Raw genomic sequence first — 22,101 nt, 5'->3', positions numbered from 1 at the left:
TCAGCACTGCGTCTAGTCTAAATAATTAACTGACAACCGCAAAATAGTTTCATGCGGCAAAATAACGCGAGGGTTCTCCACGTTTTCCTTTTTCATCAGCTTGGTCAGCAAACGCATCGCTACCGCACCCAAATCGTACATCGGTTGCGCGACGGTTGTCAGCTGAGGACGAACCATAGAGGCCATACGAATATTATCAACACTGATTACCGAAAAATCATCAGGAACTTTCAATCCCTCATCTTGAATACTATGGATCGCACCAATTGCCATTTCATCCGTTGCAGCAAAAATCGCACTTGGCTTCTTCTTCAGGCCGAGAAAATATTTCATGGCTTCAACACCAGATTCATAACGGTAGTTCCCGATTCGCACCAGATCCTCCTGATAATCAATTCCGGCTGCTTCCAATGCTCTCTTGTAACCTTGGAAACGTGCATAACCGTTTGCAGGGTCTTGAAGCGTACCACTGATCATTGCGATTTGACGGTGTCCATGGCGGATCAACGTGTTTACTGCATCAAAAGCAGCCGCTTCATGGTCAATATCGACCGAAGGATAGCTTCCTTTTTCATCACTCGTTGCACATAGAACGATAGGGACCGCAGCTGTATGGAACGCCTGAATATGCTCGTCCGTTACTGTACCACCCATGAACAGAAGACCATCCACTTGCTTTTCAAGCAATGTGTTGATGACACGAATCTCTTTTTCTTTTCGCTTGTCGGCATTACACAAAATAATATTATAGTGATACATATTCGCTATATCCTCAATACCGCGTGCAATTTCTGCAAAAATTGAGTTCGATATATCCGGTATAACCACGCCGACGGTCGTTGTCTTCTTGCTGGCCAGACCTCTAGCGACCGCATTTGGGCGATATCCCAATTGTTCAATCGCTTCGTACACTTTCTTGCGGGTCTGAGGTTTCACATTAGGATTATTGTTAACTACGCGGGACACTGTGGCCATTGAGACACCAGCTTCGCGAGCTACATCATAGATCGTTACCGTCACATTCCTTCTCTCCATTGCCAATAAATTTTCAACCGAATCCTAGATCAACTAATTAGAACCATGATACGACAAAATACTACTTTATGCAACGACAGCACACATTCTATCTATGTGAGATGATCGTGGAGTGCACGGGCTGTAATATTCGAATGGGATGTATGCCAAACAGCTTCTCCGCCCTTGATTAAAATGGCCTGCGGGGATTCATGCTTCACCTGAAGCCTGTCCGCGGTTTCATTGGACACCGGCCGATCTTCTACTACATAAATGATACCGTATTCAATATTTTCGTTGGGAGCGTCATGCAAATAGGACTCCACTTCCTGATATGCGCCTGCACTTATCGGACAACGTGTGCTATGTTTAAAGAGAAGCAACGGCTTGTCTGATGACGCTTCCAGAGCCGTATCTAATTGTTGAACAGTAGTCATTTTTGTCATCGTCGCCATTGGATATACATTCCTTTCTGTGTCTTGTCGTATGGCCTATTCCCATCGTAACAAAAAGAACATGTAAAATCCAATGGTGACCATGAAAATTTTCATATTTTTTAGTTTTTTGTATTTGTAAATACCGATTCACTGGTAAAACCGGATAATTGGACCAATTTTTTCTCTACATCATTCATCCAATCTTCGTCTCCCAGACTTCTCGCATAGCGATAAAGATCCAGTAAGAGATTAATTCGAAGCTCCATCCGCTCCTCCAAAGCAGATTGCCAATCTACATTGGGATTGTCCGCTTCCTCCAGTACAAGCTTGCGAATGATTTCTGCCAGTTCATTGTTGCGAGCAAAAGAAATTCTCCGCGCCGTAGGTTTGCTCCCTAGACTTTGTAATAGTGCCTTAATGTCCTTCGTCACATGCTGCAAAACCTCACTGGAAAAGCATGACGAGCATGAGAATACAGGGACGTGCAAAATTTCAACCTTGTCCGCATAGATTACCTTTCGCAGTTCCAGTCCCATCGGTTTGCCACATTGACATTGCTTTTGCATTTAACCACCTCATTACGTAGGATCAAACTATACGAGGATCTCATCAGAATCCAAATATATCTATCTACTAGTCTAATAAATATTTGTTAACTCCATTAAATCTATCATACCTTGTTTTATTTCGACTTTGGGACTTCAAATCCTTCCACACGTTGCAGCTATGAACAAATTACCAAAGCTTTGGCGGGTCAGAAAATGACGACAATTGCCGTCAAAGAGCAGACTACTAACATAAGAATCTGCGAAGGAATGGACTTCGGGCGTTCTTTTTCTTAAGATGTAAAAGTACAGATTACAAAACAGAGGTGTCATCATGTGACGCACGAAAGGATGGTTGGATGTCAAGACTTGCCGGAAAAAAGGTTATCGCCCTAGTGGATGAGGAATTCGAGGATCTGGAGCTGTGGTATCCAATTTACCGTGTTCGTGAAGAAGGTGCAGAAGTGCATTTAGCCGGTGCGGAAAAGGGTAAAAAATATATTGGAAAATATGGCGTACCTGCTGAAGCGGAATATGCCTTTGAGGAACTGAATAGCAGTGATTATGACGGGATTCTTGTCCCTGGCGGTTGGGCACCTGATAAACTGCGCCGTTATCCCAAGGTCATTCAACTCGTACAGGAGTTTCATGCTGCTCATAAGCCGATTGGACAAATCTGTCATGCAGGCTGGGTACTGATTTCTGCTAAAATTTTGGATGGTGTTACGGTAACTTCCACACCAGGTATTCGTGATGATATGGAAAATGCAGGAGCTACCTGGAAGGATGAAGCTGTTGTGACGGATGGGCATATTGTTTCTGCTCGTCGGCCGCCCGATCTTCCACCTTACGGAAAAGCGTTCTGCGATTTGTTAGCAGATAACACCTAAACCGTAATCACAACAGACTGTCAACAAGATGAAAAAAGAACCTTCAAAACCATGAATGAGGTGGTTTTGAAGGTTCTTTTTCGTCCAAACCATGCTACGCCATTAAGGTTTGTCACGACAAGTCTAACAGTATGGAGTTTTTGGCTCCCCCCAAAAGTGTATGCTAATTGCGAAGCTTTGCGGACATTACATATTACTGCCGTCCAGGCCCGGCCGGAGTGCAGCTGACATTAGCTGCAGTCAGCTTGTCTTCAATCGCTGCACCAGTGGACATGCCAAAGCAAACCTGAGCGACCGTCGTTGCCTCAGATGCAGTCGTATTCAGCACACGATGCTTGACCCGCAATAAAGATTGGGGAGACATGCTGAGTTGATGAATCCCCAGTTCCAGCCAAAGCGGAACGGACCGTTCATCTCCAGCCATCTCACCACATACACTCACATCAATTCCTGCTTGATGTGCCGCTTGTGCAGTCATGCGCAGCATTCGAAGTACAGCTGGATGGTATGGATGGTACATATGTGCAATCTGCTCATTCATACGGTCTACAGCCAGCACATATTGAACCAGATCATTCGTTCCGATACTAAAAAAATTGGTTTCAGCTGCCAATAAATCAGCGATCATCGCTGCAGCCGGTACCTCAATCATAATTCCTCGCTGAATGTTCGGATTATAGGCAAGCCCTCTTGCATCCAAATCCGCCATAGCCTCCTTCAAAAGAGCATCTGCCTGGCGGACCTCCTCTACAGATGAGATCATCGGATACATTACCTTGATATTTCCCATTGCACTGGCTCGCAAAATTGCAGTCAACTGGGTTTTAAACAATTCTTTCCAATCCAGACTGATCCGTATAGCACGGTAACCCAGAAAAGGATTTTCTTCCTCTGGTAGTTGAAGATAGTCCAACGGCTTATCTCCACCGATATCCAAGGTACGGATGACCACAGAGTGGTTTCCTGCCTTTTCTGCTATCAGCCGATATACTTCATACTGTTCCTCTTCATCTGGAGCAGATTTGCGATCCATGTATAAAAATTCCGTGCGGAACAGTCCTACACCTTGAGCGCCATGCTTCAAAGCTGCCTCCAGCTCTTTAATCGAACTAATATTGGCCGCCAGCCTCAGGGTGGTTCCATCCTTAGTCACGGCATCTACAGAAGCAAGTACCTGAAGCTGCTCTTTTCTACGTCGTTGCTCGTCGCGCAAAATTTTATAATGATCAGTTACCGTTTTTTCCGGATTCACATAAACTTTGCCCAGGTCTCCGTCCACAACCATTATGTCTCCCGTTTGAACGGGCAAATTCAGATTGCTCTCCAGTCCTGAAACGAGTGGAATCCCAAGTGCACGGGCCATGATCGCAGAATGCGAAGTTTTACCACCATTCATAGTTACAATCCCTAAAACATAGCTAGGATTCAAGTGTGCCGACTGGGAGGGTGAGAGCTCCTTGGCTACCAGAATATAGGGCTGTGTGTCCTTGGGAAGAGTCACCTCCGGTGCACCCAGCAAATGCTTGAGCAGCCGGTTCCCCACATCTTTGATATCGATTGCCCGCTCCTTCATATATTCATCGTCCAGTAAATCAAACATTGTCACAAAATGATCAATGGCTTCCTTCACGGCCACCTCGGCCGCCTTGTACTGACGCTCAATAATTCCACGAATTTCATTCATGAATTCCGGATCTTCCAATATCGCAAGATGAGCATCAAAGATGCTGGATTCTTCTGGCCCCACCATCTCTCGAAACTCATCCTTAATAAACTGGATTTCACTTTTGGATGTGCGTATCCCTTCATACAAACGTTCAAATTCCTTTGCAAGATCTACCGCATCCATTTTTTGATCAGGTAAATCCCACTCCCAGCTCGGCAGGACAAATGCCTTCCCGATTGCCACACCTGCTGCGGCGCCGATGCCTTCTATCATGTTTCTACCCCTCCAACATTCCTGTCATGCAGCACAACGGACATTACCGAGGCCTGACCTTTTTTTACTGTTTTAAACGGAGCAAAGCTCCACGACTTGACGCGATCCGGATTCGTGATGACCATAGGAGTCACCAGCGATGGAGCTTGCTCTCGTAGCGCCTGCAAATCAAATTTGATCAGCAATTGCCCCGGTTCCACCGTATCGCCTGCTTCTACCATAGCAGTAAAATTCCCTTTTAGCTGTGAAGTATCAATCCCGATGTGAAGTAGAACTTCAAGTCCTTCTCGTGTGGAGATGCCTAAAGCGTGCATGGTCGGATACAAATGCATCACAGTACCATACACCGGAGAAACAAGTTCACCGCGTTCAGGAACAAAAGCAACACCGTCCCCAACCAGCTTCGTCGCAAAAATTTTGTCAGGCACTTCATGAATCGGTAGCATTTTTCCATGTACAGGAGCGTTGAACAAAATTTGAGGGAGATCACGCTCCATCAGCTTCGCGATTTCCTCACGAATCAGTTCTGAATACGTTCCGAATACAACCTGCAAATTACCCCCACCCAGATTGATAAGCCCAGCCGATCCCAAAGCCTTCATCGCTCCGGTATCAATCAGCCTGTCATTGTGGACGGTCAGCCGCAAACGTGTGATGCAGGCCTCTACTTGCACAATATTTTCCTTCCCGCCAAGTGCTTCCAAAATAAGCGGAGCACTATAAGGAATATTGCCGGCCCAATCCTCCAGAACCGAACCTTCCTCGCGTCCAGGAGTTGGAATACGGAACCGCCGGATAGCCCATCGAAACAGTACATAATACACAAGCCCGTACGCGACTCCCACTGGAATTAACAACCAGGCGTTATGTGAGAGATGAAAATTAAGGACATAATCTATAAAACCCGCCGAATAGGAAAATCCGTGATGAATATCCAGCTCAAAGGTAAGCCACATGGCCAGCCCAGACATAACTGCATGCACGAGGAACAAATAAGGAGCAGCAAACAAAAAGGCAAACTCAATCTGTTCCGACACTCCAGTAAAAAAGCAAACAAGCGCAGCAGTCAAAAATGTTTTTTGCACCTTTGGCTTCAAATCTTCACGCGCTTCCTGAATGATCGCCAGCGCAATGGCAGGGATCGCAAACATCATAATGGGGAACAACCCGGACATGAAATAGCCCGCTGTCGGATCGCCAGCAAAAAACCGGGGTAAATCTCCCTGCACAACGTTACCAGACGGTGTTTTATATGTACCCAGTTGAAACCAAAAAATATTATTAAGCAGATGGTGAAGACCAAAGGCCGCCAGTAGTCGGTATAGAATACCGTAGATAAACAGTCCAAAGCCGCCCAAGCTCGATTCCAAACCTACTATAAATTGCAGCCCTCTCTGTATGAGTGGGGCAATAATTAGCATGAGTCCTGCAAACACAGCCGAGAAGAGACCAATAAGCAGCAGAACAAATCGGGTACCTCCAAAAAATTGAAGCACCTCGGGCAATTTGATGCTTTTGAAGCGATTATAGGCCACCCCTGAAATGACCCCCAAAATGATACCAATGAGCGTCGCCGGTTGAATGAGTCCGTTTCCAAATCTCAATGTGACCTGATCGTATATAGCCATACCAGCCAATGCTGCCAGTCCCGCCTGACCTGCCTGATTCGACATACCCAGGGCAACACCAACCGCAAATAAATATGGCAAAAAATAAAAAATCCCGTGTCCCGCCGCATTTGCCATATCAGACACCATGGGGAATCCCCATGTCGACCAAGGAAGGCTGCCGAGACTTAGCAATATTGCAGCGGCTGGTAGCACCATCGTCGGGAGCATGACAGCACGACCGAGCTGTTGTAAGGATCCGAGCCAATTCATGGCATTCCTCTCCTTTCTATCCCTGATGGTAAGCCGAATAAATACTTTTGTCAAAGCAATGATTCCATCTGCCAAAATATTTATTTACGCTACTACAGGTCCAAAGCTTTATCATCACAAGATAACACTATGAATCCGTTTAGATCCATTTCATCAACAAGGCATACATACATTATATGAATTCCTGAGAGGATAATATACTGTACCATATTCCTCATTTCGCACCAAAAACCTTCAACCCTGTGAAGCAAGGGAAGAAGGTTTTTATTCATCTGCGTATAGCACAGATTACTGATCCATGTTTATCCTTTACGCACAGCCTGGGTCACTGAGTCCTCCACCTTAATGCAACGGTCCATAATAACCGTCATTCCATGCTCCTGCGCAATGTCAGCGGCTTCCTGGCTTATAATTCCCTGTTGAAGCCACAAAACCTTAGCTCCAATAGCAGCTGCTTCACGCGCAACCTCTGCACAGTATTCACTGCGGCGGAATACATTGACCAGCTCCACAGGCTCAGGTACTTCAGCAAGACTGGCATAGCAAGTCTCCCCAAGAATCGTTTGCCCTGCCGCCGCAGGATTAACCGGAATAATCCGATATCCCCGTTTCTGCATGGCATAAGAAACCATGTATGAGGTACGGTCCGATTTATCAGACAAACCAACAACCGCTATATTGCCTACTTGTTCCAAAATGGTTTTAATCTCTTCTCTCGACGGATTTTCAAAAGCCATCCTGTTCCCTCCTATTCGCATCTTCGTTTGTTTTTATTTTACCCATTCTACAGAAGCACCAAGCGTCGTTAGATGGTCAAAATACTGCGGATACGATTTGGCGACATGATGTGCGTCCTTAATCACTAACGGCTTCTGTGCGCGCAAACCAACAATCGTCAAGGCCATAATAACACGGTGATCAAAATGCGCATTAATTTCCACGCCACCTTCGACACCCTCCGGTCTGCCATGTACGATAATTTCCGCTTGGCGTTCTTCTACCTGAGCTCCAGCCTTGGTCAGCTCATTCAAATAATCGGTAATGCGGTCACATTCCTTATATCGTAAATTTTCCACGTTATAAAAACGGGACGTGCCTTCAGCAAATACAGCCGCAGCCACCATTGCGAGCACAGCGTCTGTTGCAGCATCACCGTCAAATTCGACAGCTTTCAATCGACCATTGCCCTTCACAACGACGGTATCGTTCTCATGTGTCAGTGGTACTTCCATCATGCGCAGCACATCTACGATAGCGCGTTCTCCCTGTTTGCTCTGCTCCTTAAGACGATGGATGGTAACATCGGAATTCGTTACTGCAGCAGCCGCCAGCACCGCTGCACTCCCTGGATAGTCTCCCTGTACCGTATACGTACGTGGCTGATAGGATTGCCGTCCCGGGACACGGAAAAACATGTAATCATCGCTTGCATGAATGATAATACCAGCCTCTTGCAATACCTCCAGAGTCTGCCCAATGACCACCTTGGATTTCAAATCATGCAGCACTTCGATTTCACTGTCTTCCTCCAGTAAAGGCGTAAGGAATAGCAGGGCGCTCAAATATTGTGAGCTAACCGAGCCGGACACCTGAATTTTACCGCCTTTCGCCTGACCACCCTGAATACGAATTGGCAACTTACCTTCACGATGGTCTACTTTCACACCCAATTGCCCCAGTGCATCGATTAGATCATCATGTGGTCTTTTGCCCAATGAGTCGGGATATGTATTAACAAATGTAACATCCGGACATAGAGATGCAATACCCATCAAAAAACGGAGCACCGCTCCTGCATTTCCCACATTCAATTCCTTCACAGCTTGAGGATGGCTACCAAAACCTGTAATAACTATTTTTTCATCATCCTCTTCCAGTACTGCACCCAGATCGGCGATACAACGACGCATAGCATCACTGTCTTCACTATGGGCAGGATAATAAATGGTACTTTGTCCCTCAGCAAGTGCCGCAGTGAGCAGATAACGAGTAGTGTAGTTTTTGGAGGACAGGGCCCCAATCTCTCCTTGTAAGGAAGGGGTAGGTCTAACGATAACATCCATAATGTACATGCTCCTTTTCGGTTCAACCATCAAATTATACGTTAATTATACAAGTTGTAGCATTCATTTCTCCACCCAAAAAATAAGAAATATTAATCTAGGCCACCCGAGTGAATCCCGTCGGTTATTTAATCTATACCTGCCTTCAGGATTAAGCTGATTGACAGCCTAGAGATAGCTTAGCTATCATACATAGAGTGTGTGTGACATTTTGCACACGTCAAAAACATACGCAGCACCCATTATATATCAGAAAAGAGGTCCGGCCATGACGCAAATCGCCCTGATTGAACCTTCTGAGTTGCGCGCACGTCTGCAAGCAGGAGAGCAATTGCAACTAATTGACGTCCGCGAAGCGGAAGAAGTAGCGGAAGGCATGATTGAAGGTGCCAAGCACATTCCGCTCGGACAGCTTCCGGGTCGTCTTGAAGAAATTGAACGCACCGGTGAAATTATCTTTATTTGCCGGAGCGGTTATCGCAGTGAACGAGCCTGCGAATATCTACAGCAGCTAGGTTATGAAGGCTGCACTAACATGACTGGCGGCATGCTGCAATGGTCACAGGAGCAATAGAAAACCTACTTCACAAAAGAGACGGGAACCTTCCCGTCTTTTTTTGTTTTGACTCAAAGCTTAGACGCGGTAATGCATTAAAATCTTTTGTCCCTATCATACCATAGCGCCAAAAGATTACACAATCCTCTACTGCCATCATAATCGTATCCATAATTATAAATTAAAAAACGGAAGCTTCTTCTACCCATAGGGCAAAAAAGCTTCCGTTGTATTACATAATGCTATTCATACATATCCGTTCGTTCATTAGAACCATTGATGATGGAATACGCCTTCTTTGTCCACACGTTTGAACGTATGGGCACCAAAGTAGTCACGTTGTGCTTGCAACAGATTTGCTGGCAAACGCTCAGTGCGGTAGCTGTCATAGTATGCAAGCGCGCTGGAGAAACCAGGCACTGGAATACCTTGGGATACAGCCACGGAAATCACTTGACGCCATGCATCTTGATACGTTTCAACTACATTTTTGAAGTAAGAATCCAGCAACAGGTTTTTCAAGGCAGGATCGCGGTCATATGCATCCTTGATATTTTGCAGGAATTGCGAGCGGATAATGCAACCGCCGCGGAAGATCATAGCGATTTTTCCGTATTTCAAATCCCAATCATATTCATCGGAAGCTGCTCGCATTTGAGCAAAACCTTGAGCATAGGACACAATTTTACTTGCAAACAGTGCTTTACGTACGCTTTCGATAAATTCTTTCTTGTCGCCGCTGAAGGACTCAGCATTAGGACCGCTCAGCACTTTGCTTGCCGCAATGCGCTCGTCTTTCATAGCAGACAAGAAGCGGGAAAAAACAGATTCAGTAATCATGGACAATGGCACACCCAGATCCAAAGCGCTTTGGCTTGTCCATTTACCTGTACCTTTTTGACCTGCAGCATCCAAGATAACATCTACCATTGGCTTGCCTGTTTCAGCATCGTACTGGGAGAAGATGTCAGCTGTAATTTCGATCAGGTAGCTGTCCAGTTCCCCTTTATTCCATTCCGTGAAGATTTCATGCAGCTCTTCTGCATTCACGTTTAGGACTGATTTTAACAGGTGATACGCTTCACCGATCAATTGCATGTCACCGTATTCGATACCGTTATGCACCATTTTTACATAGTGACCAGCACCGTCGGGACCGATATATGTACAGCATGGGTCGCCTTCCACTTTAGCAGAGATTGCCGTTAGAATCGGCTCTACCAGTTTATAGGCACTTTCTTGTCCACCCGGCATGATCGCAGGACCATTCAAGGCACCTTCTTCACCACCGGACACGCCTGTACCAATAAAGCGAAGTCCTTTTTCCTCCAGCTCCTTGCTGCGGCGCTGTGTATCAGGGAAGTAGGCATTGCCTCCGTCTATAATAATGTCGCCCTTGTCCAGATGAGGCACAAGCTGTTCAATCGTGGCATCTGTAGCTTTACCAGCTTGAACCATGATCAGGATTTTACGGGGCGATTCCAATGAGTTCACAAATTCTTCAATGGAGAAAGTACCCGTCAGTTTTTTACCTTCTGCTTCTTTGATAAGATCGTGCGTTTTTTCTGGAGAACGATTAAAAACCGAGACAGTGAAGCCTCTGCTCTCAATATTAAGGGCTAAATTCTTACCCATTACCGCCAGGCCGATCACACCAATTTGCTGTTTTGCCATCTGGTTCCTCATCCTTTGCAACATATTTTGTCTTCTATATCGCCGCTTTACCGCATTACACTTTATGTGAATCGGAATACGTGCACTTCTATTTTAACGTTTTTGGTGTAAGAAGTGAACCCCTGTCTATTCACAGATGAAAACACCCCATTTACATGAGGTGTTCAGATGTACTACGCTTCCATCATCAGCAGTTGGTGGGATAGCGTTTGCAGGCGCTCATGGCAATTCCCGATTTCAGCCTTATCTCCATCTGTCATCGCTGTGAACAGCTTCTCCAATGCATCGTCCACTTCCATTTTAAGCAGCAGCAGTCGGGTTTCTCCTTCATTGGAAGCGTACATATCCTCCATTTCCTGTGCTGACAGCACCGGTCCCTTCTGATAAATAACACGCTGCTTAAAGCCTGTAACCTCGACCAGACGAATGACCTCACCAAACAAAATATTTTCTACTAAAATATGATGGTCCTTGACTCTTTTGACAATGGCATGGCCCCGGGTGCTTCCAATCAGCTTCTCCAGCCACTCAGCCAGCTTGGCATCGCGAATTACATAATCTCCAGCCAGCTTGTAGTGTCCTGTGCGCAATTGTTGAAAACGGAGCTTCACCAGCTTGCGCCCGGTTCTCACCGACAAAACCAGATACGACTCATCCTCGCTCCAGTACAGCGAATACCCTTCCGATATCAAATCCTTGATCAGATTATGGATATGCCGACGGCTAAACCGGAGCTCTAGATTGCAATATTCTACCTCACAGCCCTTGTTCACGGCATTCCCTCCTTTTTCAAGTCCGATTCAAGAAGTCCGGCTACAGCAAGCCTGCGGCTTTCCCGCTTGATCTTCCCTTGCTCTATTTTATACTTCATTTTATGTAAGGGTACTTGGTTATTTGACCTATTTTTATGAGTAACAGCGCACAATCCTACTTTTGCCTTATATGCTTGTACCGAGCCTGGCCTAAAGTCGGTCAAGCCCGCTGACATTATGCTATAATCGGACATATTACGCCACACGAAATGGCTTAACCCATTTACAGGAGGAAAAGGAATGACATTTAGTGGATTTACTGCAAAGGACTTCGATGTTTTTGAAATACCGGGGTTGGAGCCTCGTATGGAAGTACTGATTCAGCAGGTTCGGCCCAAGCTGGAAGCGATTGGCGAGGAATTAGCTCCATTTCTAACAGATTTATGTGGGGAGCCTATGCATGTTCACGTTGCCAAGCATGCACGACGCAAAGTCAATCCCCCGATAGATACATGGGTAGCCTGGGCGGCAAATAAACGCGGGTATAAGGCGTTGCCCCATTTCGAGGTAGGTATGTTTGCTTCCCATATTTTCGCCATATTCGCAGTCATTTATGAAAGTCCCAATAAAATAACGTTTGCCCAGGCGCTTGAAGCCAACCTGAGCGATGTGCGCTCTAACATACCGGGCCATTTTTACTGGTCCATGGATCATATGGCTCCAGAAGGTACAGAACAGCAGCACATGGACACTGAAGAGTTTCAAACGATCATCCAAAAGCTGCAACAGGTAAAAAAAGCCGAGGTCATGTGTGGGCTCCGTATTGATCGTAATGACCCTCTCGCCAGTGACGGAGCAGCATTGCTGCAGACGGTGCGTTCCACCTTTGAGCATTTGCTGCCGCTGTACCGAATGTCTTTCTCGAAAGAGTAGCCCTCGCTGCTTTTCAAGGCGCTGTTCAGGCCTCCACAGTCTTCCTGCGTGGATTCCGCGCCAGAGCCAAGTGGCAGCCAAACATGAGCAGCATCACGACCCCACTGATGATAAATGGAGCTGTGTGTCCAGCACGGTCCCATAGCACTCCTGAAACGAGCGGGCCTATAACCATGCCGGAGCCTTGAAGTGTTAAAAAAAAGCCCCATACCGTTGCTCGCTCGTTTTCCGGAATCAGTCGGGCAAGAAACGTGTTCCATGCAGGCAAAATGAGCGCATATCCCAAACCAATAAGCGCTACGGATACAAACACCAGCGGAATAGATCGAACGATTGAGAAGAAAAACAGCGTAATTCCGGCTAACAAAAAGCCAACATGTAGAAAATACTCCGTTCCAAGTCGGTCGACCAATTTGCCGCAAGGGATCAGTGCCAGCACAGTCACCCCACCGCCTGCAATCAGGAGCACGCTGTACAGGTTCGGTGAAATCCCAAGGTCCGTCCGAGCGTATAGCGTAAGTACTGGGCTGATCAAACCGATAACAAAAGACTGCAAAAACAGCGCCGGGTAAATTAACGGATTGACGTTAAGCTTTGTTTTGAGTACGCCGATCGTCTCTTGGATTCCCCTTAGAATCCCCCGCTTCTGCTTTATGTACCCATCAGACGACACTAGAGCGCTCTGTTCGAGGTCAACTTTGTCAGCAGACCTTTTCGGTCCTGGCAGCATGAGAGCAACCAACAACAACACAATACTGCATCCTATCAACATCATGAACACCATGCCGTAAGAATGTCCATAGTGGGATATGGCGAAGTTCATAATGAGCGGGCCCAATCCTGTTCCGCCCATAGACGCAATTTCCAGTGTACCCATCGCCGCGCCATTGCTGTTATTAGGCCCGGACATTTCAGTCGTTCCGGTCATAACACAAGGCCAGAGCGGAGAAGTACCTAGACCGAGTAGCAGACACGCGACGACGAGCCACACGGGCTCTGTCAGTACGCTCAGCATAATAATCGCTACAAGCGTAAACAACAGCGCGGTCGACATGGTTCCACGGTAGCCGAGTCGTTCAGCCATCCAGCCCGCCGGTGCCCGAAACGCGTTGTCTCCAAAATACTGAAGTGAAAAGGCCAAACCAATAACCCCAGCCGACAAACCAAGCGTTTCTCCCATATATACCGGCAGGATGGATACCAGAAGAGATCCTTTCATAAATTCGACCAGAAATACCAAAACCCATAATTTAGTGAAAAAAGGAGTCCACAACCGCTGCGGAGCTTTTTTTCGTCCTATTTGTCTCATCTAATCCACATCCTCCACCTTCATTTTTTGGCTATAAAGACCGGGTTCTCCGCCTACTCCACTCTTTCGCAAATAAATGCGCCCTCAATCGCTTGCATTCCTACTTTAAACTGCTATACTCAATTTTGTTCTATTATCACTTGCACAGGATTGTCGAAATCCTGCACGAAAGGTTGTGACAACACTAATGAATCAAAGCAACACCCCGCTTTTTACTGCTTTGAAAAAGCATGCTCAGAGCAACCCGGTTCAATTTCACATCCCAGGTCATAAAAAGGGAGTGGGAGCAGATTCGGAATTTCGCGAATTTATGGGGGATAATGCCTTTTCCATAGATATGATCAACATCGCTCCATTGGACGATCTGCATCAGCCTTCAGGCGTCATCGAAGAAGCTCAAAAGCTTGCAGCAGAGGCCTTCGGAGCTGATTATACGTATTACAGTGTACAGGGGACAAGCGGAGCCATCATCACCATGATTATGTCGATTTGCATGCCTGGTGATAAAATTATTGTACCCCGAAACATACACAAATCTATAATGTCTGCCATTATCTTCGCTGGTGCGAAGCCGGTATTCATTTCTCCAGTCAGTGATGAGAATCTCGGTATTCACCACGGGGTTACAACCAAGTCCGTACGCCGGGCATTGGAACGCCACCCTGACGCCAAGGGCGTCCTTGTTATCAACCCGACATATTACGGTGTGTGCGCCGATTTGAAGGAAATTGTAGATCTCGCTCACAGCTATAATGTGCCGGTCCTGGTCGATGAGGCTCATGGAGTACTGATTCATTTTCACTCTGATCTACCGATGTCCGCCATGGAGGCGGGAGCAGACATGTCAGCTACAAGCGTTCACAAGCTGGGTGGTTCCTTGACTCAAAGCTCAATCCTGAATGTAAATACGAAAAACGGATTCGTTAATCCGCAGCGTGTACAAACGATTTTCAGTATGCTGACAACAACGTCGACTTCGTATATTCTTTTGGCTTCGTTAGACACATCCCGACGTAATCTGGCCCTTAACGGTCATGAAATAGCACAACGCGCCCTTGATTTGGCTGAATATTGCCGCTCAGAGGTTAACAAGATTGAAGGGCTATATTGCTTTGGTAGTGAAATTCTCGGCACGGAAGCTACCTACGATTATGATCCAACCAAAATTACGGTTCATATCCGCCATTTGGGCCTTACCGGATACGATGTGGAAAATTGGCTGAGAGATCACTATAATATCGAGGTTGAACTTAGCGATATGTACAATATTCTCTGTTTGGTGACCCCTGGGGATACCAAAGAGGAAATTGAAATTTTGTTGAAAGCTCTGCGTGAGCTGGCTTCTCTGCACTATTCCACAGGTCAGGAGCATGAGCTGGTTGTAAAGATACCAGATATCCCTCAGCTCTCCCTCATTCCAAGAGACGCTTTTTATGGAGATACGGAAATCGTGCCCTTCAAGGAATCTGCTGGTCGCATTATTGCAGAATTCATTTATGTGTATCCACCGGGTATTCCGATCTTACTGCCAGGAGAAGTTATTTCGCAGGACAATATTGATTATATTGTTGATCATGTAGAAGTAGGCCTGCCTGTTAAAGGACCCGAGGACCGAACAGTACATCAGGTGAAGGTTATCGTCGAGACTGACGCTATTTCATAATATTGATCGGACAACACATGCTTACAAAATATATTGATAGTCAAGAAAAAAAGCCTCCATTTGGGGGCTTTTTTTCTTAAAGAACTATAACAGCTACTACATCCAATTCTATTCGTATTGGGCAACAAGCTCGCTATATGCAGCTTCTACACGTTTCCACTCATCTTCGTCCTCAATATTGTAAAGCACCATTTCTTCGTTTTCTTCTTCCATACGAAGAATAATGCCATCCGCTTCGGGATTGCCTCGCTCAAGCAGAAGAGCATAAACGTGATCTTCTACATCAAAGGTCTCTACCAGCACCATTTCTACATCTTTACCATTTTCATCAGTTAGCGTAAGAACCATTTCTTCATGTTCGTGGTCATGATCGTGGTTGCAGGCTTCACCGTGTTCATGTTTGTGATCACTCATGGAAATACCTACCTTCAAATTGTTTTATTTTCCCCCGTATCGTAACATGATCAAGGGTGCAGGTCAATTTGTGGTATGCCTAATTTATCGCTGTAATGACTTTTTCGGACACCAAGGTATAGCTGCCGTCTTTGCTCTCTTTAATGTAGAAACCAACCCGGTAATTCCCTGCTGTTTTGAAATCATACGTAAAGTCGTTCGTACGGAACCAGAAGTTATCCTTTTGCGCTCCTTTGATATCTTGGGACTGAATATCCTTCACGTTGCCCGAAGGGTCGGTGATCGCTACCTTCACTCCGGAGATATCTGTTTTCAAGGTATCAATTTGACTAAATACATTAAATTTCACTTTATTGCCTTTATTCACGTTACCAAACACAGTATCTCCCTTGAACAGGAACATATGCACGTTAGGCTGGTCGAAAACAACTTTTCCACCGGATGGATCAAAATTTACAAGTCCGTTAAAATCACGGATGGGCACATAGGTCTTCCCATCAATGACAACTGCACCATCTTTTGACACCTCTCCATTAATAATCAACTGCACTTGGTCCTTGGCGGATTCCGCCGAAATGGCGGTTCCTCCCATTATTGAAAAGGCCATCATTAGGGCCATCACTCTTCTCCATTTCATCACTACTAATCCCTCCATCGTCATCTGTTAAAAACCTTCTGTCGTACATTTATACCTAGCTCAGCCGCACAAGTTGCGCTGTGTTTCACAAATTGTCCAAAGTTTTTACATAAGAAGCCAAATCTTTAGTTCCAGCAGCATAGGTGGTAAAATACGACTGTAGAATGTTCTAGTACACAAAGTCTGGAGGATAAATCCATAATGAGCCTAACGATACAAATGCTTGGCACAGGCAGTGCCTTTGCCAAGCATTATTACAACAACAACGCGCTGCTGGACAGCGGAGAAGGCAAACTGCTAATCGATTGTGGTACAACCGCTTCGTTAGCATTACACCAAATGCGCGTCCCTTTGCCTGATATTGACGCCATCTTAATCACACATATTCACGCAGATCATGTCGGAGGTTTGGAGGAATTCGGTTTTCAAATGAACATTCTCCATCGTCGCAAGCCTCTACTTTATATCGCCGAACCCCTAATCCACCCTTTATGGGAGCATACACTCAAGGGCGGGATGTCACAGCAGGGTATGATTGACAAGCTTGAAGATGTATTCGAGGTAAACGTAATAACGCCTGGCGTGCCCACTACATTAGTATCCGGTATCCAGGTGGAGCTGATCCCTACACGGCATATTCCTGGTAAAAACAGTTATTCCTTATTCATAAATGACCGCCTTTTTTATAGTGCAGATATGGTTTTTGACCCTGATTTGCTTCATCATCTGGTGCATGAACGAGGATGTCGGAGTATTCTGCATGAGGTTCAATTACAAGGTGCCGGAGAAGTCCATACGACGTTGGACGAGCTGCTAAGCTTGGCGCCATCTCTTCAAGAGTTGATTCGTCTGATGCACTATAGTGATGATATGGAACAATTCAGGGATAAAGCTGGCGTCATGTCCTTTCTGGAACAGCAACGATTATATCAACTTGCAGAGTTGGAACGTGCAGAGTAGCATGCTAAATACAGCTTAACAATTAACAAAAAGCCGCCTGGCTATCCTTTGTAGGAAAGCCAGGCGGCTTGCTGTTTTTAAATATAATGCTAGTGTTGCGAGTTAAGGTCAGAACAATGGCAGTTGATCCAGGTTATTAGAAGGATCTCCGTCGGCATCTCCCCGAATTCGTTTGCTGCCATCCTTGGCCTTGAAAACGTTAACGCCTGCAATTGAGCCTGTCTCAATCTCATTCAAAGCCTGGCTATAATCTAAAATCCGACCGGTAGATGTCTGAAAAGACATAAGGTCGCCATCCCCGTTTTTACGTACTGCTGTAATTTGCTCCCGTTCTGTATTAGCCATGCTGTATCGCTCCTTATCCATAGTATAGTGGAGGAACTTTTACTAGCATGCGCATTGTACAGATTTGTATGCACCTTGCGCTGCCGACTACAACTTTTTGCGCATACGAACATGCGGTATTCCCGCATCGTCAAAAGGTTCATCGGAGATCGTCTCGTAGCCAAGCTTTTCGTAAAACTTCTCGGCTTGACATTGGGCATCTAGCAACGAGTATCTTAACCCCAATTCACGTGCACGTTCCTCCAGTGCTAGCAGTAATACACGTCCATAGCCTGCGGCACGATGCTCCTTGAGAACGGCAATACGTTGCATTTTAGCTGTATCTTCCTCATAGTATGTCAACCGACCAGTGGCCACCATTTCACCATGTTCACAAATTAGCAAATGATGGGCCGTATCTCCCAGCTTGTCATAATGGTCAATTTCTAAATCGAGAGGAACCTTTTGCTCATCGACAAACACTTTGGTACGGATCGATATTGCCTCCTGTAGCTGCTCCTCTGTTGTTACACTTATAATTTCTGCGGCCATCACCTGTTCCCCCTATCATTAACTCCAAATTTGTAAACTCACTAAATTCGAATTATATATATAAATGGTCATGAAGTACAGGCTGACTTCTATTTTTTCACTTTACATATATGGTTAATACATGATATTATCTAATAACCGAAGGACGGTAGCTCAGCGGGAGAGCATTATCTTGACAGGGTAAGGGTCATGGGTTCGATCCCCATCCGTCCTATTCGTCAAAAGCCTTGATATTCAAGGCTTTTTTGTTTGTCTAGAGATAAATCCAGTTATCCTGTTTTTTAATCAAAATGATACTTATAAGATAAAAAAGCCGCCCGGAAAGATAGGGTCGACTTTTCTGTATACTCAGATCATTGTAATTTAACAATGTCATTTTTTCTTCAGCAAAGCTTTTCACCTTAATCCTTCTATTTATATAGAAGAAAAAAAACAGGACCTCAGCACAATACGCATAGAACTCTTAGATTACGATATAAACCGCCCCGCTCTCACCGTCAATCTCCGTCGGGTAAGCAGTCACACATCCAGTATCTGGCTCTTGCACCCGGCCAGTGGAAAGGTCAACTTTCCAGTCATGGAGCGGACAATGGATTGCTGAGCCACATATCATTCCTTCGGATAACCGTCCCCCTTTGTGCGGACAACGATTCTCAAGTGCATGCACGCTGCCATCGCTCAGACGGAATACAGCTATTTCTGTATCATGAATGCGAACTGTCCTTGCTCCACGTCGGTCAATTTCGTTCAAATTAGCTATTCTGATTCTGTTGGTTGTCGTATTGGTCTCCATTTTGTCAGCCCCCTATTCCATTACTGGCTTAAGTTCCGGCAGCTGCACAAAATTTTTGCGCAGCTCTTCGTTGTGAATAATTTCGTGCCACGGATCAGTCGTCGTGCTTAATGTCTCTTCAATTCTGGTCACCAGTTGCTTCCTCGTCTCTGCATCCGAAAGTGCCTGTTTGATGGATTCCACTCCGACCCGTTCCAACCAATGGGCTGTGCGTTCGTTCCAATTGGCCTGCTCACGATAATACTGCAGATAGGCACCGGTCCATTCCATCACTTCATCCTCGGTTCTAACGGTACAAAGTAGTTCAGCTGCCCGAACCTTGATACCCCCGTTACCTCCAACGTAGATCCCCCAGCCACCGTCAATAGCAACGACGCCCAAATCCTTGATCGTCGCTTCAGCGCAGTTACGCGGGCAACCGGACACAGCCAGTTTGACTTTGGATGGAGCATTCAGACGTTCAAATGCCTTTTCCAACCGGATGCCCATCCCCATAGCATCCTGCGTGCCAAAGCGGCAAAAGGTATTACCTACACACGTCTTAACCGTTCGCAGCGTCTTTCCATAGGCATATCCAGACGGCATATCCAACTCGGCCCAGATCCCTGGCAAATCCTCTTTTTTCACACCAAGCAGGTCAAGACGTTGACCACCCGTAAATTTAACCAGAGGCACATTGTATTTCTCCGCGACAGCAGCAATTTTCTTCAGGTCGGCAGGTGAAGTAACTCCTCCATAAATGCGGGGCACGACAGAATAGGTGCCATCTTTTTGTATATTGGCATGGTACCGTTCATTCGTAAATCTGGATTCCTTCTCATCTTCATAATCCAGTGGCCATAGCATACCTAGATAATAATTGAGGGCCGGCCGACATTTAGTGCAACCTTCCGGTTCGTTCCATCCCAGCACATTCATCACTTCTTTGACACTCTTTAATCCCATCTCCCGAATGCCATCAATGATCGCTTCCCGGTCAAGCGTCGTACAACTACAAATACCCTCTTTCATCGTTTCTCCGGCTTCTGCGCCTGCGTATAGCTGTAAGAGTCCCTCCACTAATGGCTTGCAGCCGCCACATGAGGCCGATGCTTTTGTGCATGCCTTAATCTCCCCGACACTCCGGCAGCCAGCCGCAACCGCCTCTCCAATGTCACCCTTGGATACACCATTACATCCACATACAATTTCGTCATCAGGCATCTGCTCCAGCATCATGGAGCCACTAGCTTCTGGTTGACCAGGATTGAAGCCAAGTAATAACTCTTTCTCTCGGCCAACCACCGACTCGCCACTTTTGATCAACGAAAACAGCATGGCTCCGTCAGACGTATCCCCAAACAGAACGGCTCCGATCAGTTTTTCTTCCTTGATTACGATTTTTTTGTAGACGCTACCAATATCATCCTGATACCGCAGGGAACGTGTTCCCGGTTCATCCTTGTAATCCCCTGCTGAAAACACGTCGACACCCGATACCTTCAACCTTGTCGAGGTAACTGAACCACTGTAGCCGGGAGTCTCCATTCCCGCGAGTCGCTGAGCCAGTACACCACCTTGCTCATATAATGGAGCAACCAGCCCGTAAGTGATTCCCCGGTGTTCTGCACATTCTCCAACGGCGTAGATGCCGGGGATATTCGTTTCCATGTGATCATTTACGATGATCCCGCGGTTTACAGGGATTCCCGCCGACACCGCCAGTTCAATGTCTGGTTTGATGCCTACCGCCATAACGATCAGATCCGCTTCCAACTCGCTGCCATCGGCAAATTTCAACCCTTCCACGCGGCGACGTCCTGTTATAGCCGCCGTCCGCTTATTGACCAGAAATGTCATTCCCTGCTCTTCCAGCTCGCGCCGTAGCATAAGGGAAGCAGCCTCATCCAGCTGCCGATCCATAATATATCCGTTAATATGGATAACTGTGACGTCCATCCCCAAGTTAAGCAGCCCCCTGGCTGCCTCTAGTCCAAGCAATCCGCCACCGATGACGGCTGCTTTTTTGTGCGTCTTCGCCGTCTCCATCATCGTTTCACAGTCACGAATATCCCGGAAACCGATAACACCATCCTTGTCGGTCCCTGGAAGCGGCAGAATAAAGGCTTTAGACCCCGTTGCCAACAACAACAAATCATAAGAGATGCATACGCCGGAGCGTGATGTCACCTGCTGCTTTTCCGTGTCGATAGCTGTGACAGGATCATTGGTATACAATCGAATATTGTTGTCTTCATACCAACTCCAGTCGTTGATGACAATATCCTGCAAACCAGCCCCTCCCGCCAGAACGGAAGACAGCATGATCCGGTTATAGTTTGGATGGGGCTCGGCCCCGAATACCGTAATCTCATAGCTACCTGGTGCAAGCTTCAGCAAATGTTCGAGAGTGCGTATCCCCGCCATTCCGTTGCCGATCAACACTAACTTTTGGATATTGTTCATCAGGTCACTCCCCTTCCATTTGTATCCTCAAAACATAAAAAGCCCGCTTCACATATGGGGATTCAAAATATCCCCCACATGAGAAAACAGGCTCCATTGCCGTTTCATCGAATACGCCGTTGTATCCATCAGAGTATGGAATTAAAAAGTATTGTAGCTAATATATAATGGTTCAAATGATATGTCAACATTCCTTACGCATTAACTTATAAAAAATTATATTTTATCACCATGTAACATGTCTATGACGTATAAAATATCACTCCCCTACAAAATTAGGATTGATTTTCAGACCAAAACACGCCAAAATGGTTTAAAAGT

General features: G+C 46.1%; 21 protein-coding genes and 1 tRNA gene. 6 read left to right on the top strand and 16 right to left on the bottom strand.

Annotation, left to right across the window (positions count from 1 at the left end; genetic code table 11):
* Positions 1-12: 12 nt before the first annotated feature.
* The 3 genes from ccpA to JOD82_RS14860 all read right to left on the bottom strand — a co-directional run bounded on the left by ccpA (position 13) and on the right by JOD82_RS14860 (position 2,017).
* Entirely contained in the window at positions 13-1,020 is a 1,008-nt protein-coding gene (gene ccpA, locus JOD82_RS14870) for a catabolite control protein A (protein WP_029517652.1), read from the bottom strand.
* A 107-nt stretch (positions 1,021-1,127) separates the two neighbouring features.
* Positions 1,128-1,469 (bottom strand): bacillithiol system redox-active protein YtxJ, encoded by a 342-nt coding sequence (gene ytxJ / locus JOD82_RS14865; RefSeq protein WP_069010576.1) that lies wholly within the window; start codon positions 1,467-1,469, stop codon positions 1,128-1,130.
* 101 nt (positions 1,470-1,570) lie between these two features.
* Complete coding sequence (locus tag JOD82_RS14860; RefSeq protein ID WP_039270826.1) at positions 1,571-2,017, bottom strand: hypothetical protein; 447 nt, start codon at positions 2,015-2,017, stop codon at positions 1,571-1,573.
* Between the two features lie 338 nt (positions 2,018-2,355).
* On the opposite strand from JOD82_RS14860, the gene JOD82_RS14855 reads away from it, so the two are divergent.
* Positions 2,356-2,886 (top strand): type 1 glutamine amidotransferase domain-containing protein, encoded by a 531-nt coding sequence (locus tag JOD82_RS14855; RefSeq protein ID WP_029517654.1) that lies wholly within the window; start codon positions 2,356-2,358, stop codon positions 2,884-2,886.
* Between the two features lie 193 nt (positions 2,887-3,079).
* Here the strand turns inward: JOD82_RS14855 and ptsP are convergent, their stop codons facing one another.
* The 4 genes from ptsP to aroA form a co-directional block, all read right to left on the bottom strand.
* Complete coding sequence (ptsP, locus tag JOD82_RS14850) at positions 3,080-4,825, bottom strand: phosphoenolpyruvate--protein phosphotransferase (protein WP_029517655.1); 1,746 nt, start codon at positions 4,823-4,825, stop codon at positions 3,080-3,082.
* On the bottom strand, positions 4,822-6,705 hold the full coding sequence (locus tag JOD82_RS14845) for a glucose PTS transporter subunit IIA (RefSeq protein WP_023989337.1): 1,884 nt from the start codon (positions 6,703-6,705) through the stop codon (positions 4,822-4,824). The genes ptsP and JOD82_RS14845 overlap by 4 nt, the downstream gene beginning before the upstream one ends.
* A 302-nt stretch (positions 6,706-7,007) precedes the next feature.
* On the bottom strand, positions 7,008-7,442 hold the full coding sequence (locus JOD82_RS14840) for a CoA-binding protein (protein ID WP_029517656.1): 435 nt from the start codon (positions 7,440-7,442) through the stop codon (positions 7,008-7,010).
* A gap of 33 nt (positions 7,443-7,475) precedes the next feature.
* Positions 7,476-8,768: a 3-phosphoshikimate 1-carboxyvinyltransferase gene (gene aroA / locus JOD82_RS14835; RefSeq protein ID WP_165150279.1), complete on the bottom strand. Its 1,293-nt coding sequence runs from the start codon at positions 8,766-8,768 to the stop codon at positions 7,476-7,478.
* A gap of 268 nt (positions 8,769-9,036) precedes the next feature.
* On the opposite strand from aroA, the gene JOD82_RS14830 reads away from it, so the two are divergent.
* Complete coding sequence (locus JOD82_RS14830) at positions 9,037-9,342, top strand: rhodanese-like domain-containing protein (RefSeq protein ID WP_010345522.1); 306 nt, start codon at positions 9,037-9,039, stop codon at positions 9,340-9,342.
* A 249-nt stretch (positions 9,343-9,591) separates the two neighbouring features.
* Here JOD82_RS14830 and gndA read toward each other — a convergent pair whose 3' ends face one another.
* Together gndA and JOD82_RS14820 are read right to left on the bottom strand one after the other, a co-directional pair.
* Positions 9,592-10,998 carry an NADP-dependent phosphogluconate dehydrogenase gene (gene gndA, locus JOD82_RS14825; RefSeq protein WP_013310934.1) on the bottom strand — a complete coding sequence of 469 codons (1,407 nt, stop codon included), beginning with the start codon at positions 10,996-10,998 and terminating at the stop codon, positions 9,592-9,594.
* Between the two features lie 173 nt (positions 10,999-11,171).
* Entirely contained in the window at positions 11,172-11,771 is a 600-nt protein-coding gene (locus tag JOD82_RS14820; protein ID WP_039270817.1) for a hypothetical protein, read from the bottom strand.
* Positions 11,772-12,050: 279 nt separating this feature from the next.
* On the opposite strand from JOD82_RS14820, the gene JOD82_RS14815 reads away from it, so the two are divergent.
* Positions 12,051-12,683 (top strand): YktB family protein, encoded by a 633-nt coding sequence (locus JOD82_RS14815; RefSeq protein ID WP_069010572.1) that lies wholly within the window; start codon positions 12,051-12,053, stop codon positions 12,681-12,683.
* 25 nt (positions 12,684-12,708) lie between these two features.
* On the opposite strand, the gene JOD82_RS14810 is transcribed toward JOD82_RS14815, so the two are convergent.
* The gene (locus JOD82_RS14810) at positions 12,709-13,992 is read right to left on the bottom strand and encodes an MFS transporter (protein WP_029517662.1); all 1,284 of its coding nucleotides are present in this window, start codon (positions 13,990-13,992) and stop codon (positions 12,709-12,711) included.
* Between the two features lie 187 nt (positions 13,993-14,179).
* Here JOD82_RS14810 and JOD82_RS14805 point away from each other — a divergent pair, with 187 nt between their 5' ends.
* Positions 14,180-15,655, top strand: a complete 1,476-nt coding sequence (locus JOD82_RS14805; protein WP_029517663.1) for an aminotransferase class I/II-fold pyridoxal phosphate-dependent enzyme — start codon at positions 14,180-14,182, stop codon at positions 15,653-15,655.
* A gap of 108 nt (positions 15,656-15,763) precedes the next feature.
* Here JOD82_RS14805 and JOD82_RS14800 read toward each other — a convergent pair whose 3' ends face one another.
* Together JOD82_RS14800 and JOD82_RS14795 are read right to left on the bottom strand one after the other, a co-directional pair.
* Positions 15,764-16,069: a DUF1292 domain-containing protein gene (locus JOD82_RS14800; RefSeq protein ID WP_007431055.1), complete on the bottom strand. Its 306-nt coding sequence runs from the start codon at positions 16,067-16,069 to the stop codon at positions 15,764-15,766.
* Between the two features lie 79 nt (positions 16,070-16,148).
* The gene (locus tag JOD82_RS14795) at positions 16,149-16,706 is read right to left on the bottom strand and encodes a hypothetical protein (protein ID WP_013310940.1); all 558 of its coding nucleotides are present in this window, start codon (positions 16,704-16,706) and stop codon (positions 16,149-16,151) included.
* 201 nt (positions 16,707-16,907) lie between these two features.
* On the opposite strand from JOD82_RS14795, the gene JOD82_RS14790 reads away from it, so the two are divergent.
* A complete protein-coding gene (locus tag JOD82_RS14790) occupies positions 16,908-17,666 on the top strand; it encodes an MBL fold metallo-hydrolase (RefSeq protein WP_069010571.1) in 759 nt (252 codons plus the stop codon).
* A gap of 108 nt (positions 17,667-17,774) precedes the next feature.
* Here the strand turns inward: JOD82_RS14790 and JOD82_RS14785 are convergent, their stop codons facing one another.
* Entirely contained in the window at positions 17,775-18,011 is a 237-nt protein-coding gene (locus tag JOD82_RS14785) for a DUF3892 domain-containing protein (RefSeq protein WP_069010570.1), read from the bottom strand.
* Positions 18,012-18,098: 87 nt separating this feature from the next.
* The gene (locus JOD82_RS14780; protein WP_029517666.1) at positions 18,099-18,542 is read right to left on the bottom strand and encodes a GNAT family N-acetyltransferase; all 444 of its coding nucleotides are present in this window, start codon (positions 18,540-18,542) and stop codon (positions 18,099-18,101) included.
* Between the two features lie 142 nt (positions 18,543-18,684).
* Between JOD82_RS14780 and JOD82_RS14775 the strand changes: the two genes are divergently transcribed.
* Positions 18,685-18,756: transfer RNA gene (locus JOD82_RS14775), tRNA-Val, on the top strand.
* Positions 18,757-19,005: 249 nt separating this feature from the next.
* On the opposite strand, the gene nirD is transcribed toward JOD82_RS14775, so the two are convergent.
* Together nirD and nirB are read right to left on the bottom strand one after the other, a co-directional pair.
* Positions 19,006-19,335: a nitrite reductase small subunit NirD gene (nirD, locus tag JOD82_RS14770; RefSeq protein ID WP_029517667.1), complete on the bottom strand. Its 330-nt coding sequence runs from the start codon at positions 19,333-19,335 to the stop codon at positions 19,006-19,008.
* 12 nt (positions 19,336-19,347) lie between these two features.
* The gene (gene nirB, locus JOD82_RS14765) at positions 19,348-21,780 is read right to left on the bottom strand and encodes a nitrite reductase large subunit NirB (RefSeq protein WP_209949557.1); all 2,433 of its coding nucleotides are present in this window, start codon (positions 21,778-21,780) and stop codon (positions 19,348-19,350) included.
* Positions 21,781-22,101 lie beyond the last annotated feature (321 nt).

This window comes from Paenibacillus sp. 1182, from assembly GCF_017833915.1.
In the GTDB taxonomy this organism is placed as follows: domain Bacteria; phylum Bacillota; class Bacilli; order Paenibacillales; family Paenibacillaceae; genus Paenibacillus; species Paenibacillus polymyxa_D.
The sequence above is the reverse complement of the archived record's forward strand: the minus strand, read 5'-3'. Positions and strand labels throughout refer to the sequence as shown.

Excerpts from the sequence above, each read along its gene's own strand:
- ytxJ (WP_069010576.1), bottom strand. The coding sequence starts at position 1,469 with ATGGCGACGATGACAAAAATGACTACTGTTCAACAATTAGATACGGCT.
- JOD82_RS14860 (WP_039270826.1), bottom strand. The coding sequence starts at position 2,017 with ATGCAAAAGCAATGTCAATGTGGCAAACCGATGGGACTGGAACTGCGA.
- JOD82_RS14855 (WP_029517654.1), top strand. The coding sequence starts at position 2,356 with ATGTCAAGACTTGCCGGAAAAAAGGTTATCGCCCTAGTGGATGAGGAA.
- ptsP (WP_029517655.1), bottom strand. The coding sequence starts at position 4,825 with ATGATAGAAGGCATCGGCGCCGCAGCAGGTGTGGCAATCGGGAAGGCA.
- JOD82_RS14845 (WP_023989337.1), bottom strand. The coding sequence starts at position 6,705 with ATGAATTGGCTCGGATCCTTACAACAGCTCGGTCGTGCTGTCATGCTC.
- JOD82_RS14840 (WP_029517656.1), bottom strand. The coding sequence starts at position 7,442 with ATGGCTTTTGAAAATCCGTCGAGAGAAGAGATTAAAACCATTTTGGAA.
- aroA (WP_165150279.1), bottom strand. The coding sequence starts at position 8,768 with ATGGATGTTATCGTTAGACCTACCCCTTCCTTACAAGGAGAGATTGGG.
- JOD82_RS14830 (WP_010345522.1), top strand. The coding sequence starts at position 9,037 with ATGACGCAAATCGCCCTGATTGAACCTTCTGAGTTGCGCGCACGTCTG.
- gndA (WP_013310934.1), bottom strand. The coding sequence starts at position 10,998 with ATGGCAAAACAGCAAATTGGTGTGATCGGCCTGGCGGTAATGGGTAAG.
- JOD82_RS14815 (WP_069010572.1), top strand. The coding sequence starts at position 12,051 with ATGACATTTAGTGGATTTACTGCAAAGGACTTCGATGTTTTTGAAATA.
- JOD82_RS14810 (WP_029517662.1), bottom strand. The coding sequence starts at position 13,992 with ATGAGACAAATAGGACGAAAAAAAGCTCCGCAGCGGTTGTGGACTCCT.
- JOD82_RS14805 (WP_029517663.1), top strand. The coding sequence starts at position 14,180 with ATGAATCAAAGCAACACCCCGCTTTTTACTGCTTTGAAAAAGCATGCT.
- JOD82_RS14800 (WP_007431055.1), bottom strand. The coding sequence starts at position 16,069 with ATGAGTGATCACAAACATGAACACGGTGAAGCCTGCAACCACGATCAT.
- JOD82_RS14795 (WP_013310940.1), bottom strand. The coding sequence starts at position 16,706 with ATGAAATGGAGAAGAGTGATGGCCCTAATGATGGCCTTTTCAATAATG.
- JOD82_RS14790 (WP_069010571.1), top strand. The coding sequence starts at position 16,908 with ATGAGCCTAACGATACAAATGCTTGGCACAGGCAGTGCCTTTGCCAAG.
- JOD82_RS14785 (WP_069010570.1), bottom strand. The coding sequence starts at position 18,011 with ATGGCTAATACAGAACGGGAGCAAATTACAGCAGTACGTAAAAACGGG.
- JOD82_RS14780 (WP_029517666.1), bottom strand. The coding sequence starts at position 18,542 with ATGGCCGCAGAAATTATAAGTGTAACAACAGAGGAGCAGCTACAGGAG.
- nirD (WP_029517667.1), bottom strand. The coding sequence starts at position 19,335 with ATGGAGACCAATACGACAACCAACAGAATCAGAATAGCTAATTTGAAC.
- nirB (WP_209949557.1), bottom strand. The coding sequence starts at position 21,780 with ATGAACAATATCCAAAAGTTAGTGTTGATCGGCAACGGAATGGCGGGG.